Source organism: Kitasatospora sp. NPDC059812 (assembly GCF_042732075.1).
GTDB lineage: Bacteria > Actinomycetota > Actinomycetes > Streptomycetales > Streptomycetaceae > Kitasatospora.
Map to the genome: position 1 here is coordinate 44,477 of NZ_JBHWIO010000053.1, position 14,762 is coordinate 59,238.

Sequence of the window (14,762 nt, forward strand, 5' to 3'; positions counted from 1 at the left end):
CTCGGCGTCAGAGGAGGTCGTGCCGGGTCAGGACCGCGCGCTCGCTCTCGGCGGGGTCGAGGACGGCCAGGAACGCGGCGGCGACCGGGCCCGGGTCCTCGCCGACCGAGACGCGGGCGGTGCCCTCCCACTCCGGGTTGGCGGTCGGGCGCAGCAGCAGCTGGAATTCGGGGAGCCTTCCGACGGTGTGCCGCAGCTCGTACGAACGAACCTGGCCAGCAATGTCGTGGTCGTCGATCTCTAGGTGAGCGGTCGAGCCGCCAGGATGCGGACATGCCGCTGCTCAAGGGGTTGGCGGAGGTCATGGTCACGAGCGTAGGAGCCGCGAATGACCTGGGATCCGCGCCACAGGTCCGCCACCGCAGCAAGGTGCGGGGGCGAGACCTTGGTCTCGCCCCCGCACCTTGCTGTTGCAACCCGTCACCGGAGAGCTCGCGGCACCGGGGTACCGCTTCAGGAGCGGTTTGTTCTCACGGGTTGTCTGTCCTCAGGACCCACCCCATGTCGGCGAGCGTCTGGGAAATGGGGACGTACCACATGCCGTTGAAGCACCACGGCGTTCGAGTTCCACCGTCAGAGGTCGCTCGGCCGCCGCAGTTGGTCTCCTTCTCAAGCGACGTGATGGTTCCGCGGGCCTGGAGCTTGCCTCCGCCAAGTTCCGTGACGACAGGTCCGCCGCTGTCTCCGTTGGCGGCGGCAATGTCGTTCGGGTCCGTCTGAACGACCTGGTCAGCGAACTTGCGCCAGACTTTGTTAGGCCCTTGAATCTGCCGATCGACCTGCAGAACGCGAAGACCGCAGTGCGCCCCCGAGTTGGCGGCGGAGTGGCAGACGTAGTCCCCTACGTTGTTGCCGCCGGAACCGGAGACCTGAAGGGCATAACCGCTGCTCTCGTTCCACGGGCCGCCATAGACGTATCCGCCCGAGTGCTGGCTGTCGCGCGGGACGATACCGATCGTGTCATCGGCGGCGTTTCCGTCACCCTCGTTGGCGTATCCCATGTACTGATGGCTGTACCAGGTCTCGTACGAGCCTGCGCCGCAGTGCCAGGCAGTGGTGACAAAGTTCTTGCCCTGAGCCGAGGGCTTGTATACCCCGAAGCCAGTGGAGCAGATCGTCCCACCCGCGGGCTGATGAATGCCGGCGCCGCCGTACCAAGGTTCGGAGTCTTCTCCTCGCGTCAGGTCCACAACCATCGCCTGGTGGCGGGCGTGGACTTCCACACCGGCGATGGCAGATGCGATGGCCTCCACCTGCGGCGTCAGCTCTTCGGCGGGAAGCGGCGGAAGGACTGCCCACATCTCGGGGGCCCGCTCGTCGTCCGTCTCGTAGCCGAGGTCGAGGCCGCTTCCGTCAAGCGACGGCCCGATACTGTTGATGTGGCTTGGTCTCTTCGCCGCGATGGGGATCGGCTTGGCGTTCGACAGCAGTTTCTCACGGGCTGCATGCAGCTCCGCCTTGGAGTACTTGGCAGGTACGACCTGCACGCTCACGTCCTTCGGAAGGTCTTGGAGCACACCGTGAACTGTGTCCGGAAGCTCCCCCTTCCAGTGCAAGGTGATGCGATTGACCCCTGGGTCGACCTCGACTTCGGAAAATCCCGGGATCCGATCCCGGTTCTGTTCCTCTTGCCCTCCGGTGATACGGTCGACGACCTTGTCTAGGACCTCCTGTTTCTTCATGAGCTCGATGACCTCCGGCTTGGCGGCCCCCAGCAGCGCAGCTGCACCGGTGGCGCCGGCCGGCAACTTCTTCTTGGGTGCGTTGCCTGGTTGAGCCGACGGTGCGGTGAGGGCGCCATCCTCCGATATGGCGATAGCCGGAGCAATTGCGGACACCGACGCCAGTAGGGCAGTGGCTAGAATTATCCACTTCCGACCGGAGCTGCTTTTTTGAGCCATTCGGTTCCCCCCGAATTGGATTCAATCAGAGCCTTCGTGGGCCATGTTGCACCCATCACGGTAACGCCAAGCCAACGCCCCGCACACCGCAAATAAAAGCCCCAGAAGCGTCCTTGCAAGACCTTTCCGGGCACAACCGTCAGGGCTTTGCCATTTCTTGGCAATCGAACGGCGCATCTTTGAACGATTTGCCCAGTAAGTTCCGCTTCCCATCTCGCTTGACTTCGCGCACGCTATGCCGCAAGCATGGCCGCGACCGCCGGGGAGGGCTCGTGACGCAAGGTACCGTCCGTCAGATATCAAAGCGCGGACGACGGAATCGCTTGACCGCCGTGACTGCCATAGCCATTCTCGGTGGCGGCTTCGCGATCAACGCATGGGTGAACCGGGGCCCGGAAACCAAGGTCCATGAAGGCCCCGTGACCGGCCAGCTGCTGCTGCTCAGCTCCGACAGCCAGACCCTGACACTCAGCATCGGCTGGAGTTGTGAGAAGCAACCCGAGCTCTTGGCCCGCGAGACCGCCGAGACAGTAAAGGTCTCCCTGCGGCACACTGTCGCCCCGGGGTCCTGCGACCCAGGTGGCATCGGACAGATCACAACCCACCTGAACAAACCGCTCGGGACCAGGGCGCTGAACGACCCCGCAGGCAAGCCCGTCATCCACTTCGACGAGCGCAACCTTCTCCGGCCCGCGTTCCTGCCGGAGAACTACTACCCCTACCCCGCAGGCAGGATGGTCCAGTTGCCCGGCCTGGACCCGCTCCCGACCGACACCCCCGCCTGGGCAAGCGGGTACCGGCTGGGAACGGGGCCCGAAGCGGGGTCCCTGATCATCAGCCAGACTCTCCGGAACAGCACGCCACCAGCCGGCCGGGCCACCAGCGTCAAGGGCCACCCCGCGACCATCACACAACCGGATTCTCATAGCGGACCCCGGTCGCTGACATGGTCTGACGGGACCTACACCTTCGCCGTCACCACCGGCGGCCCCCCACGACTCTCGGACGAGGAACTCATCCGCGTCGCAGAGAGCCTCGGGTAGCCGACACCACGACAAAGTCCGGTGGGGCCGTTCTGTGAACCGGCCCCACCAGAACCGGAGACCGCACCTGCTCCGGTCAGGGCAGAGCGACCTCGTCGAGGCGGGCGATCCGCGCGACTTCCACGGTGCCGGCCTCACCCGGGTCGAGGGCCTGCCAGGTCCGGCCGACCGTGCCAGCCGTCGGGTTGTTCGCGGCGATGAGGGTCACCAGGTCGCCGCGCTGCGGGAGCGACGCGGACAGCGGGGTGGCGAGCCCGTACCAAGAGGCGTTGTCCTCCAGCCACCGGCTTCCGCGTTCCCATCCGGGTGAACTTTGGCGGGGCAGCCCGGTCCGGGCGCACCCAGTGCCCTAGATTTCCGATCGCACAATGAGGACGTTTCACAGGCCACAGGGACCTGTGTGAAGGACAGCCGCGCTGACCGAGTGCGGGGCGGGTGGGACTCGAACCCACGACCAAGGGATTATGAGTCTGTTGCCGTGACCGATCGCAGCTCAGAGGATGATCAGTCGAAGCCGAGCATCGCCCGGGTCTACGACTATCTGCTCGGCGGCAAGGACAACTACGCCGTCGACCGCGAGATCGGCGACTTCTTCATCAAGGACCTGCCCGGTTCGCAGGCGGTGGCCTTCGCCAATCGCGGGGCCCTCGTTCGCGCCGTGGCGGCCATGGCCCGTGACGGCATCTCCCAGTTCGTCGACATGGGCAGCGGCCTGCCCACCGCCGACAACGTGCACCAGGTCGCCCAGCGGCACCGTGCGGACGCGCGCGTCGTCTACGTCGACCACGACCCGGTCGTGGTCGCCCACAGCCGGGCCCTGCTGACCGCCGACGACCGCACCACCGCGATCCGGGCGGACCTGCGCGAGCCGGAGGAGCTCTACCACGACCCCGGCCTACAGGAGTTGGTCGACTTCGACGAGCCGGTGGGCGTCGTCTTCAGCGCCGTACTGCACCACCTCACCGATGCCGAACGCCCCGCCGAGCTCGCGCGCTGGTGGGTGGACCGGGTGCCGTCGGACAGCCAGGTCTACATCTCCCACTTCCGCTCCGGCGGGAACGAGGAGACCCGGCTCCTGGAGCAGAAGCTGCAGAGCAGCTTCGGCCGGGGCCAGTGGCGCACCGACGAGGAGATCACCGGCCTGTTCGACGGTCTTGAGCTCCTCGAACCGGGCCTGGTCCCCTGCTCCCTGTGGCGGCCGGACCCCGCGCCGGACGACGACGCCGCCGGAAACGGCGTGGACAGGCCCGCTCTGACGGTGTGGGAACAGCTGATCTCCTGCGCACTGGCCCGCAAGCCGTAGCCGACTCGGACCGGGAGTGTCAGTGGCGTGCTGTTGAGTGTGCGCTATGACTGTTCACCACCTGCTGGCCGCCCTGCCCAGGCCCGACGAGCTGCGCGCCCGCTGCCGGGCGCTGGCGCTGCTGGACTCGATCGTCTCCGTCCCCTACGCACCCGACCACTCGTACGTGGCCGGGTGGCGTCCGGGCGTCGATCTGGCGTGCATGGACAACGGTTCCGGTGACCAGTACGCGATCGTCTTCGACCCGGCCGGGGTGTTCCTCTACGGATTCGACCACGAGAGCGACGCCACCCCGTGGCGGGAGGAGGACCGCGCGCACTGGCCCGGCCTGCTCGACGGCCTGCCCGGCTCGCTCGCGCACTACGCGCAGGCGCCGGAGTTCCAGCTCGAAGGCTTCTTCGACGCGACCGTGTGCGCCTGGCGCGAGACGGGCGGCGCCGACTGGCGGTGCGGGCCGGTCGAGTTCGCCGACGGCGAGACGGACGGCGCCGACTGGCTGTTCGACCTGCTCACCGCCGCCGACGGTACGGAGGCGTTCGTGGGCTACGCCGAGGACTACCACGAGCGGTCCGTCGACCGGGAGGCGGTGGCGGCCGTGCTGGCAGCCGCCCCGCTCGGTCGCCGGACGGTTTCCGCGCTCTCGCCCACCGCGAACTTCGACACCGTCGCCGCGTTGGCCCGCGCGCTGGGTTACCGCACCGTTCGGGAGGACAGCTGAGAAGTCGCCGGTCAGCGAGGTCGCACGACCGGCGCGATCCGAAAGAGATCCCCTAGACCAGCGGCGTGTGGCTCGGGGGTTGGAGGCGTACGGGGAGGGTCTTCAGGTGCCAGTTGAGCGGGTTGGTGCCTCGTTGCAGGTGCTCCGGGTCGACGGCGAGTTGCAGGTCGGGTACCCGGCTGAACAGGGCGGCCAGGGCGACGGCGGTCTCCTCCTGGGCGAGGTGCGCGCCCAGGCAGCGGTGTGCGCCGTGCCCGAAGCCGAGGTGGGGCTCCTTGCTGTGGCGGGTGCGGCCGAGGTCGAGGCGGTCGGGGTCGGCGAAGGCTGCAGGGTCGCGGTTGGCCGCGGACACGATCGGGAGGACGGCTTCTCCGGCGCACACCGGGGTGGCGCCGACGGTGGTGTCGCGGGTGGCGTAACGGGGCAGCGCGCGCACGACGGGCCCGCAGTAGCGCATGAGTTCGTCGACGGCGTGCGGCATGAGGGCGGGGTCCGCGCGCAGCAGGGCGAGCTGGTCGGGGTGGGCGAGGAGCGCTTCGGTGCTGTTGGCGATGAGGTTGACGGTGGTGATGTGCCCGGCGACGACCAGGTTGGTGATGAGTGAGACGAGCTCGTCGGTGCTCAGGCGGTCGTCGTGGTGGGGCGCGAGCAGTTCGGAGATGAGGTCGTCGCCGGGGTCGGCGGTGTGGAGGCCGATGAGGAGGTGGGCGTCGGCGACCATGCCGGCGAGCGCGTCGCCCAGTTCCTCGCCGCAGGTGCCGGCGGCCAGGGTGGCGCTGCGGCTCCGCCAGCGGTCGCGGTCGGCTTCGGGGACGGCGATGAGTTCGCAGATGACGGTGATGGGCAGCGGTCGGGCGAAGTGTTCGATCAGGTCGACGACGCCGTCCTCGGCGTGGTCCGGCAGGCGGTCGAGCAGGTCGGCGGCGATGGCTTCGATCCGGGGGCGCAGCGCGGCCACGCGGCGCGGGGAGAACGCGGCGGCGACCAGGCCGCGCAGACGGCGGTGGTCGGAGCCGTCCGAGTCGAAGATCCCGGCGCGCAGGTACTTCTCGTGGCCCGCGTACATGCCGCGGGCCTGCCAGGTCTGTTCGGTGCGGTGGGCCACCTTCGCGCCGGGGACGGTCGCGGCGTCGATGGTGAAGTCCGGATCGCTCATGATCGTGCGGATGTCGTCGTGGCGGGTGGCCACCCACATGGGGTCGACGCCTCGTACCCGGCCCCGCACCAGGTGCTCGCGTTCGCGGATGTGCGCGTAGGAGGTGAACGGATCGCGGACCAGCTCCTGGTCGGCCAGGTCCAGTGGTTCGTCGCCGGTCTCGGTGGTGGCCTGGCCTTGCGTCGTCATGGTGAGGCGCTCCCTACGGGTGGTCGTTCCGTGACGGCATCATGGCGGCCGGACCGCGCCCCACCTGTCGTCGTCGGCACCAATCCACCCGAACGAACGTATTTCGCCCTCGGCCCGGAGACGAGGGCGGCCGTCCTCCAGGGCCACCGTCTCGCTAAGGTGGCGGTCGTGGAACGGGTGCTGATCGCGGGGATCTCAGGGGCCGGCAAGACGACGATGGCCGGGCGGCTGGCCGAGCGGCTCGGTCTGCCGCGGTACGAGCTGGACGCCCTGCACCACGGCCCGAACTGGACTCCGCGCCCGGAGTTCCGCTCCGACGTCGAGGCGTTCGCGAGCACCTCGCGCTGGGTCGTCGAGGACCAGTACACCCGGCTGCTCGGTGACCTGCTGACTGCTCGGGCCGACACCTACGTCTGGCTCGACCTGCCCCGGGCCACCGTCATGTACCGCGTCCTGCGCCGCTCGTTCGCCCGCGCGCTCAGCCGCCGCGAACTCTGGAACGGCAACCGCGAGCGCTTCCGCGACTGGCTGGACCCGGAACACCCGATCCGCTGGGCCTGGGCCAGGCACTCCGCCCACCGCCGGCGCACGCTGGACCGGCTCGCGGCCCACCCCGAACTGACGCTGGTCCACCTGACTTCGGCGCGCGCGGCGCGCAGTTGGCTGCGGGCGGTTGGCGGTCCGGCACCGGCCCCTGTCCGGGCCCGGGCCCGGGCCCGGGAGTGAAACCGTGCGGGTGGCCGGTCGTCGTCCGGGGCCGCGGCCGGTGTCCGTTCGGGGTCGGTGTCAGCCGCGCCCGGCGGTGGATGAACGGACGTGGAGCTCCCAGGCGTGGGTGCGTACCACGCCCGGGTCCGCCGCGCCCGACAGCAGGTCGCTGAGCAGGGCGGCGCATTCGCGGCCGTACTCCGCCGCGCGCAGGTCCACCGCCGTCACCTGCGGGCTCGACCCGCGTGCCGCGGCGCCGTCGACGCAGGCGGCCACCAGTACCTCGGATCCGGCCCGCAGGCCTGCCCGGGCCACGGCGGCCAGCACGCCGGGCACCGCGCCGTCGGGGGCGCAGACCACGGCGTCCAGGCCCGGGGTGCCGGCGAGCAGGTCCGTGGTGGCGGCCTCGGCCTCGGTCGGCGTGGCCGCGAACGGGACCGTCCGCACGGCGACCTCGACGCCGTGGCGCCCGGTCCAGTCGGCGGCGGCGGCCCGCAGGGCGGCCGCCCAGTCGGATCCCGGGCCAGGGGCCAGCAGCGCCGGGCGGCGTGCCCCGCGCTGCGCGAGGTGGTCCAGCAGGGCGGCGAGCGAGGTGGCGTTGTCGCACACCACCGACCCGCTGGGCGCGGCCCCGCCGCCGAGGTAGCGCTCCCCGGTGACCACGGGTACGCCGGCGGCCAACAGGCCGGGCACGGCCGGGTCGTCGACCTCGGGATCGATGACCATCAGTCCGTCGACCCGGGCGGCCAGCCCGCCCTCCGCCGCCTTCCCGGGGGCCAGCAGCACCACGTCGAGGCCGTCCTCGCGGGCCCGCTCGACGGCGCCGAACGCCAGTTTCATGTAGTAGTCGAGGCGGGTCGCCGTGCGAGGCAGGTACAGGCCCACCGCCCCGGTGCTGGAGCGGCGCAGGCTGCGCGCCGCCGAGTTCGGCCGGTAGCCGAGCTCTCGGGCCGCGGCCTGGACGCGTTCGCGCGTCGCCTCGGCCACCCGGCCGGATCCGAGGAGGGCGTCGGAGGCGGTGCTCTTGGACACCCCGGCCGCCCGGGCCACGTCGAACAGGGTCACGGATCGGCTGGTCACAGCCCGGAAGTCTAGACGCAGTACCGGGAGCCACCCGTCGTCCGGGCGCCTGCGGTGCCGCTCGAACCCCCTTGCCGGAACGTTCCGGCACAGCTTAGGGTCACCCGTGCCGGAACGTTCCGGCACGGCTTCGGCCGCTGCTCCCGACACCATCACCCGAGACGACCCGAGGACCCGCCATGCGCCTGATCACCGCCCTGAACCCGCCCGCGTCCCCGGCCCGCACCCGCGCACCCCGGCGCGCAGCCCTGCGGGTCGCCCTCGTCCAGCAGCGCTGGCACGCGGACCCCGAGCAGCACCGGGCCGGCCTGCTGGAGGGGATCCGGCTCGCCGCCGAACAGGGCGCCGCCCTCGTCGCCCTCCAGGAGCTCACGCTCTCCCCGTACTTCGCCGTGCTGCGCCAGGCCGACCACCCGCAGGCCGTCGAGCCCGAGGACCTGCGCACCGGCCCGACCTTCACGTTCGCCGCGGCCGCCGCCCGCGAGCACGGCCTCCACGTGCACGCCTCGCTCTTCGAGAAGGCCGACGGGCCGGACGGCCCCGACGGCCTCGGCTACAACACCGCGATCCTCGTCGCCCCCGACGGCACCCTGGTGCAGCGCACCCGCAAGCTGCACATCCCCGTGACCGAGGGCTACTACGAGGACACCTGGTTCCGCCAGGGCCCGGCCGGCGAGGACGCCTTCCCCCTCGCCGAGGTGGGCGACGCCGCTGTCGGCCTGCCGACCTGCTGGGACCAGTGGTTCCCCGAGCTCGCCCGCGCCTACTCCCTCGCCGGCGCCGACGTCCTCGTCTACCCGACCGCCATCGGCTCCGAGCCGGGCCACCCCGGCTTCGACACCCAGCCGCTGTGGCAGCAGGTCATCACCGGCAACGCCATCGCCAACGCCACCTTCATGGTCGTCCCCAACCGCATCGGCACCGAAGGCGAACTCACCTTCTACGGCAGCTCGTTCATCGTCGACCCGTACGGCCGCGTACTCGCCCGGGCACCGCGCGACGAGGCCGCCGTCCTGGTCGCCGACCTCGACCTCGACCAGCGCCACGACTGGCTCGAACTCTTCCCCTTCAACGCCACCCGCCGCCCCGACGCCTACGCGCCCCTGACCGCCCAGCGCTGACGCCACCCGGCCTCCCCGGCCCGGCTCCGGCCGGGAGACGGGGAGGCCCGGCGGCGGCGCCACCACCGGCACCCGCCCACGGCCGGACCCGGGTGAGACGGCGGCGCGGTGAGGCGGCGAGGTCAGAGGGCCAGGGCGGGGCGGTGGTGGTCGAGCCACAGCGCGAGGTCGACGACCCGCTCCAGGCGGAGCCGGTGGCCCCACGGCAACTGCCCGGCAGGCGTGTCGAGGGCGGCCCCGACGACCGTCTCGTCGGCGATGTCCCGTACGTGCGGTGCGTCCAGCGCCTCGCGGGCCAGCCGCTGCAGGCCTGCGTTGTAGTCGGGGTGGTGGGTGGCCGGGTAGTGGTTCTTCGGCCGCCACAGCACCGAGTCGGGCGCGATGCCCCGGCCGAGGTCGCGCAGCAGGCTCTTCTCCCGGCCGTCGTGGTTCTTCATCGCCCAAGGGGTGTTGAAGGCGTACTCGACGAGGCGGTGGTCGCAGTAGGGCACGCGCACCTCCAGGCCCTGGGCCATGGAGAGGCGGTCCTTGCGGTGCAGGAGTTGGCGCAGCCAGCGGGTGAGCGAGAGGTGCTGCATCTCGCGCAGGCGGTGTTCGGCGGCGCTCTCGGAGTCGAGGCGGGGGACGGCGGCCACGGCGGTGCGGTAGGTGTCGGCGCGGAACTCGGGGATGCGCAGCTGGGCGGCGAGGTCGGGGTGGAGGGGCATGGCGGCCTGGTCCCCGGTGACCAGGAGCCAGGGGAAGGCGCGAGCGGCGAGCGCCTTCGGGTTGTGGAACCACGGGTAGCCTCCGAAGACCTCGTCGGCGGCCTCGCCGGAGAGGGCGACGGTGGAGTGCTTGCGGATCTCCCCGAACAGCAGGTAGAGCGAGGTGTCCATGTCGCCGACGCCGATCGGCGAGTCCCGGGCGACGACCACGGCGCGCCGGTTGTCCGGGTCGAGCAGGGCACGGGGGTCGAGGACGACGGTGGAGTGCTCGGTGCCGATGAACGCGCCGGCCTCGGCGGCGAACGGGGTGTCGTGGCCGGTGCGCAGCACGTCGCCGGTGAACCGTTCGGCCTGGTCGCTGTAGTCGACGGCGTAGGAGCGCAGCGTGGCCTGCGGCCCTTCGCGGAGCCGGAGTTCGTCGGCGATCAGGGCGGTGACGACGGTGGAGTCGAGGCCGCCCGAGAGCAGGCTGCACAGCGGGACGTCGGCCTCCAGCTGGGTACGGGCGGCGCGGTCGACCAGGCCGCCGATCAGCTCGGTGGTGGTCTGCGGGTCGTCGGTGTGCGGGCGGGCGGTCAGCTCCCAGTAGCGCCGTTCGCGGATGCCGTCGCGGTCGAGGACGAGCAGGCTGCCGGGGTGCACCTCGCGGACGCCGGCCCAGACGGTGGGGCCGGTGTTGAACAGCAGGCTGTAGGCCTCGCGCAGGCCGTCGGCGTCCACGGTGGGGGTCACCTCGGGGTGGGCGAACAGGGCCTTGGGCTCGGAGCCGAAGACGAGGCCGCCGTCGGTCCCGGCCCAGAACAGCGGCTTGACCCCGAGCCGGTCGCGGACCAGCAGCAGGCGCTGCTCGCGGTCGTCCCAGACGGCGAAGGCGTACATGCCCTCCAGGTGGTCGACCAGGGCGTCTCCCCACTCCTGGTAGGCGCGCAGGACCACCTCGGTGTCGCTCCGGGTCTCGAACCGGTGGCCCTTGGCGGCGAGTTCGGATCTCAGCCGGTGGTGGTTGTAGACCTCGCCGCTGTAGGTGAGCACCACCTGCGGGTGTTCGGGGCGGTCGGGCATGGGCTGGGTGCCGCCCTCGATGTCGATGACGGCGAGGCGGCGGTGGCCGAGCGCGGCGTGGCGGCCGAGCCAGACCCCGCCGGCGTCGGGTCCACGCAGGGCCATGGTGTCGGTCATGGCCTGGATGACGGAGGCGGCGCCGTGGCCGGTGTCCTGGTGGAAGGACTGGCCGATGTCCTGGTGGAAGGACACCCAGCCGGTGATCCCGCACATGCTCGCGCTCCTGGGGTGAAGGAGTGTGCTCTGCCGGACGCTGTCGGCGACGGCGCCCGGCACAGAAGTCGGACCGGACGTCGGGGAAGTTCCGAGCACCTGCATGATTCCCGGAGCGGGTCGGGCGGTGCCCGTGCGAAGCCCGCCGAGCGCGAACCGCCGGGCGTCGGGCTCGGACGGAGGTGCCGGTACGCCGGGTGGCGGCCTTCAGTTCCGGGGGTCGGGCAGCGCGGGGTACGGGATGAAGGTGCTGGTGTGCTCGTCGAGCGCGAGCGGCCGGCCGATGGCGGGTGCGGCGCGCTGGGGGCACGCCGGGCGTTCGCACACCTTGCAGCCGAGCCCGATCGGGGTGGCGGCCGTCTCGTCGCCGAGGTCCAGCCCCGCCGAGTACACGAGCCTTGCGGCGTGGCGGAGTTCGCAGCCGAGGCCGATGGCGAAGGTCTTGCCGGGGCGGCCCCAGCCGCCGGGTGAGCGGGTGACGGCGCGGGCGGTCCAGAGGTAGCGCCGGCCGTCGGGCATGGCGGCGACCTGGACGTGGACCCGGCCGGGGGCGGCGAAGGATTCGTAGACGTTCCACAGCGGGCAGGTGCCGCCGGTGCGGGAGAAGTGGAAGTCGGTCGCGGACTGGCGCTTGGAGACGTTGCCGGCCCGGTCGACCCGGACGAAGGAGAACGGTACGCCGCGCAGCCGGGGCCGTTGGAGGGTGCTGAGCCGGTGGCAGACCGTCTCGTAGCCGACGCCGAAGTGGTCGGCGAGGTGCTCGATGTCGTAGCGCGCCGATTCGGCCTCGGCGTGGAAGGCGGCGTACGGCAGCACGAGGGCGGCGGCGAAGTAGTTGGCCAGGCCGATCCGGGTGAGCGACCAGGCGGTGGAGCCTTCCGGGCTGTCCTGGGCCGCGAGTTCGGACAGCAGCGGATCGTGTTCCAGGTAGGCGAGTTGGGTGGCCATCCGGAAGGCCTGCTGGCCCGGGCGCAGCCGGTCCGACAGGCTCAGGACCTTACTGCGCGGGTCGTACCGGTGCAGGTGCTCGCCTCCGGCGACGGTCCGTACGCCGTGGCCGGAGGCGAGCCGGCCGGCCAGCACCGCCCTGACCTCGCCGCGCCGCAGGCCGATGGCTGCGGCCAACTCCTCGGCTGCGGTGTCGAGTTCGTGGAGGTAGTTCTGGCGGCGGTAGAAGAACTCGCGGACCTGTTCGTGCGGGGTGAGGGTGTCGGGCGCCGGGCCGCGGTCCCCGGCGAGGACGGCGAGCTGCTCGGCGACCGCCCGTCGGCTGCGGCCGAGGTCCATGAGCAGCCGCGCCACGGCGGGCAGGCGGGCGGCCACCTCGTCGAGGTCCCCGGCGGTGACCCGCCCGGCCGCGAGCTCCTCGCCGAGCGCGTCGCGCAGTTCGGCGGTGAGCCGGGCGCTGTCGGGCGGGGCGAAGTACCCGGCCTCGACGCCGAAGGCCTCGGTGAGGCGCAGCAGGACGGGCACGGTGAGCGGGCGGGCGTCGTGCTCCAGCTGGTTGAGGTAGCTGGGTGAGAGGTCGATCAGCCGGGCGAGGGCGGCCTGGCTGAGTCCGCGCTCCTCGCGCAGGCGGCGCAGCCGGGCGCCGGCGAAGGCCTTTCCCATCGTGTCGCTCTCCCCTCACCGGGCGTCGGCCGATCCGGTGCGGGAAGCCTAGCCGCACCGCGAGGCGCCAAGTCGTCGCAACCTTCGCAGATTTGCCGGGGACCGTTCGCAGAAGTTGGCAGTGGTCCATCGGTGACGGCGGCTTCGCGGGGTGCCAGAGTCGGTGGTGCGGCCGGGAGGTGCGCAGGACAGCGGCGAAACACCAGGTCGGTCGCGGCCGGGCAGGCTGTCCGGGCGTCCACGTCCTGCGGCGTTCCGCCGCCGCCCGGCACCGTCCGGCCGCCCACTCGCCCTTGCGGTGAGACACCTCACAACCTTCGCAACGAGCACCCCTGGGGAGCAGACCCATGACTCAGTCGGTCCGGCAGCAGCAGGAGCAGCAGGCGGCGGCGCTGGCCGCGCGGTGGGCGTCCGACCCGCGGTGGGCGGGCATCGAGCGCACGTACTCGGCGGCCGAGGTCGTGCGGCTGTCGGGCACCGTCCGCGAGGAGCACACGCTGGCCCGCCGGGGCGCCGAGCGCCTGTGGCGGCAGTTGCACGAGCAGGACTACGTGCACGCCCTCGGCGCGCTGACGGGCGGTCAGGCCGTGCAGATGGTGAGGGCCGGGCTGCAGGCGATCTACCTGTCCGGGTGGCAGGTCGCGGCCGACGCCAACCAGGCCGGGCAGACCTACCCGGACCAGAGCCTCTACCCGGCCAACTCCGTTCCCCAGGTGGTGCGTCGGATCAACAACGCGCTGCTGCGCGCCGACGAGATCGACGCGGCGGAAGGGACGGACGGCGGGCCGGACTGGCTGGTGCCGATCGTCGCCGACGCGGAGGCCGGGTTCGGCGGTCCGCTGAACGCCTTCGAGCTCACCAAGGGCATGATCGCGGCCGGCGCGGCGGGCATCCACTACGAGGACCAGCTCGCCTCCGAGAAGAAGTGCGGGCACCTGGGCGGCAAGGTGCTCGTCCCCACCGCCCAGCACGTCCGCACCCTCAACTCCGCCCGCCTGGCCGCCGACCTCGCGGACGTGCCGACCCTGATCGTGGCCCGCACGGACGCGCTCGCCGCCAACCTGCTGACCAGCGACGTCGACGAGCGCGACGCCCGGTTCTGCACCGGCGAGCGCACCGCCGAGGGCTTCTACCGGGTCGAGCCGGGCATGGCCCCAGTGATCTCGCGCGGCCTCGCGTTCGCCCCGTACGCGGACCTGATCTGGGTGGAGACCGGCACCCCCGACCTCACCCAGGCCCGCGAGTTCGCCGAGGCGCTCAAGGCCGAGTACCCGGACAAGATGCTCGCCTACAACTGCTCGCCGTCCTTCAACTGGAAGGCGGCCCTGGACGACGACCAGATCGCCAAGTTCCAGCGGGAGTTGGGCGCGATGGGCTACCGCTTCCAGTTCATCACGCTGGCCGGCTTCCACGCGCTGAACCACTCGATGTTCCAGCTCGCCCGCGGCTACGCCGAGCACGGGATGACGGCCTACATCGACCTCCAGGAGGCCGAGTTCGCGGCCGTGCCGCAGGGCTACACCGCGGTGAAGCACCAGCGCGAGGTCGGCACCGGGTACTTCGACCTGGTCTCCACCGCGCTCAACCCGAACGCCGAGACGCTCGCCCTGACCGGCTCCACCGAGGCCGAGCAGTTCCACTGAGCCATCCCCGGCGGCCTCTTCGAGGAGAGACCGCCCTTCACCCCCCCGCCCCGGGGCGCGGTGTGCCGGGTGAGACTGGGGGTGGCGGGGCCGGGTGGGGGGGGGGTCGGGGGCGCGTTTTTTGTTGGGGCGCGGGGGGTGTGCGGGGGGGGGGGGGGTGGGGGTGTTGATCTCGCCGCGCCCCCCCCCCCCCCCGGCGCCCCCCGGCCGCCCCGGGTTGTGCCTCGCGGGGGCGTCTGCCCCCCCCCCCCCCCCCGACGCCCCCGGGCACGACGCCGACGGCCCCGATGCCAACGAGGGCCGTACC

The 14,762-nt window shown here is 71.7% G+C and carries 13 protein-coding genes; 7 read left to right on the forward strand and 6 right to left on the reverse strand.

Annotation, left to right across the window (positions count from 1 at the left end):
* Nucleotides 1-19 precede the first annotated feature (19 nt).
* A complete protein-coding gene (locus tag ACFV6D_RS24575) occupies nucleotides 20-244 on the forward strand; it encodes a hypothetical protein (protein ID WP_380340301.1) in 225 nt (74 codons plus the stop codon).
* Between the two features lie 226 nt (nucleotides 245-470).
* On the opposite strand, the gene ACFV6D_RS24580 is transcribed toward ACFV6D_RS24575, so the two are convergent.
* The gene (locus ACFV6D_RS24580; RefSeq protein WP_380561120.1) at nucleotides 471-1,838 is read right to left on the reverse strand and encodes a hypothetical protein; all 1,368 of its coding nucleotides are present in this window, start codon (nucleotides 1,836-1,838) and stop codon (nucleotides 471-473) included.
* A 386-nt stretch (nucleotides 1,839-2,224) separates the two neighbouring features.
* Between ACFV6D_RS24580 and ACFV6D_RS24585 the strand changes: the two genes are divergently transcribed.
* A complete protein-coding gene (locus ACFV6D_RS24585; RefSeq protein ID WP_380561121.1) occupies nucleotides 2,225-2,944 on the forward strand; it encodes a hypothetical protein in 720 nt (239 codons plus the stop codon).
* A gap of 76 nt (nucleotides 2,945-3,020) precedes the next feature.
* On the opposite strand, the gene ACFV6D_RS24590 is transcribed toward ACFV6D_RS24585, so the two are convergent.
* Nucleotides 3,021-3,269: a DUF6093 family protein gene (locus ACFV6D_RS24590; protein WP_380561130.1), complete on the reverse strand. Its 249-nt coding sequence runs from the start codon at nucleotides 3,267-3,269 to the stop codon at nucleotides 3,021-3,023.
* A 153-nt stretch (nucleotides 3,270-3,422) separates the two neighbouring features.
* Between ACFV6D_RS24590 and ACFV6D_RS24595 the strand changes: the two genes are divergently transcribed.
* Together ACFV6D_RS24595 and ACFV6D_RS24600 are read left to right on the forward strand one after the other, a co-directional pair.
* On the forward strand, nucleotides 3,423-4,247 hold the full coding sequence (locus ACFV6D_RS24595) for an SAM-dependent methyltransferase (protein ID WP_380561122.1): 825 nt from the start codon (nucleotides 3,423-3,425) through the stop codon (nucleotides 4,245-4,247).
* A gap of 46 nt (nucleotides 4,248-4,293) precedes the next feature.
* The gene (locus ACFV6D_RS24600) at nucleotides 4,294-4,965 is read left to right on the forward strand and encodes a hypothetical protein (protein ID WP_380561123.1); all 672 of its coding nucleotides are present in this window, start codon (nucleotides 4,294-4,296) and stop codon (nucleotides 4,963-4,965) included.
* Between the two features lie 52 nt (nucleotides 4,966-5,017).
* On the opposite strand, the gene ACFV6D_RS24605 is transcribed toward ACFV6D_RS24600, so the two are convergent.
* The gene (locus tag ACFV6D_RS24605; RefSeq protein ID WP_380561124.1) at nucleotides 5,018-6,310 is read right to left on the reverse strand and encodes a cytochrome P450; all 1,293 of its coding nucleotides are present in this window, start codon (nucleotides 6,308-6,310) and stop codon (nucleotides 5,018-5,020) included.
* 168 nt (nucleotides 6,311-6,478) lie between these two features.
* On the opposite strand from ACFV6D_RS24605, the gene ACFV6D_RS24610 reads away from it, so the two are divergent.
* Nucleotides 6,479-7,036: an adenylate kinase gene (locus ACFV6D_RS24610; RefSeq protein WP_380561125.1), complete on the forward strand. Its 558-nt coding sequence runs from the start codon at nucleotides 6,479-6,481 to the stop codon at nucleotides 7,034-7,036.
* A gap of 60 nt (nucleotides 7,037-7,096) precedes the next feature.
* Here ACFV6D_RS24610 and ACFV6D_RS24615 read toward each other — a convergent pair whose 3' ends face one another.
* Nucleotides 7,097-8,098 carry a LacI family DNA-binding transcriptional regulator gene (locus tag ACFV6D_RS24615; RefSeq protein WP_380341455.1) on the reverse strand — a complete coding sequence of 334 codons (1,002 nt, stop codon included), beginning with the start codon at nucleotides 8,096-8,098 and terminating at the stop codon, nucleotides 7,097-7,099.
* A gap of 179 nt (nucleotides 8,099-8,277) precedes the next feature.
* Here ACFV6D_RS24615 and ACFV6D_RS24620 point away from each other — a divergent pair, with 179 nt between their 5' ends.
* Nucleotides 8,278-9,219, forward strand: coding sequence for a nitrilase-related carbon-nitrogen hydrolase (locus ACFV6D_RS24620; RefSeq protein ID WP_380561126.1), 942 nt, complete (start codon nucleotides 8,278-8,280; stop codon nucleotides 9,217-9,219).
* 122 nt (nucleotides 9,220-9,341) lie between these two features.
* Here the strand turns inward: ACFV6D_RS24620 and asnB are convergent, their stop codons facing one another.
* Both asnB and ACFV6D_RS24630 read right to left on the reverse strand, forming a co-directional pair.
* A complete protein-coding gene (gene asnB / locus ACFV6D_RS24625; protein ID WP_380380544.1) occupies nucleotides 9,342-11,201 on the reverse strand; it encodes an asparagine synthase (glutamine-hydrolyzing) in 1,860 nt (619 codons plus the stop codon).
* Nucleotides 11,202-11,408: 207 nt separating this feature from the next.
* The gene (locus tag ACFV6D_RS24630; protein ID WP_380561127.1) at nucleotides 11,409-12,812 is read right to left on the reverse strand and encodes a short-chain fatty acyl-CoA regulator family protein; all 1,404 of its coding nucleotides are present in this window, start codon (nucleotides 12,810-12,812) and stop codon (nucleotides 11,409-11,411) included.
* A gap of 347 nt (nucleotides 12,813-13,159) precedes the next feature.
* On the opposite strand from ACFV6D_RS24630, the gene aceA reads away from it, so the two are divergent.
* Complete coding sequence (gene aceA / locus ACFV6D_RS24635; protein WP_380561128.1) at nucleotides 13,160-14,455, forward strand: isocitrate lyase; 1,296 nt, start codon at nucleotides 13,160-13,162, stop codon at nucleotides 14,453-14,455.
* The last annotated feature ends 307 nt before the right edge of the window (nucleotides 14,456-14,762 follow it).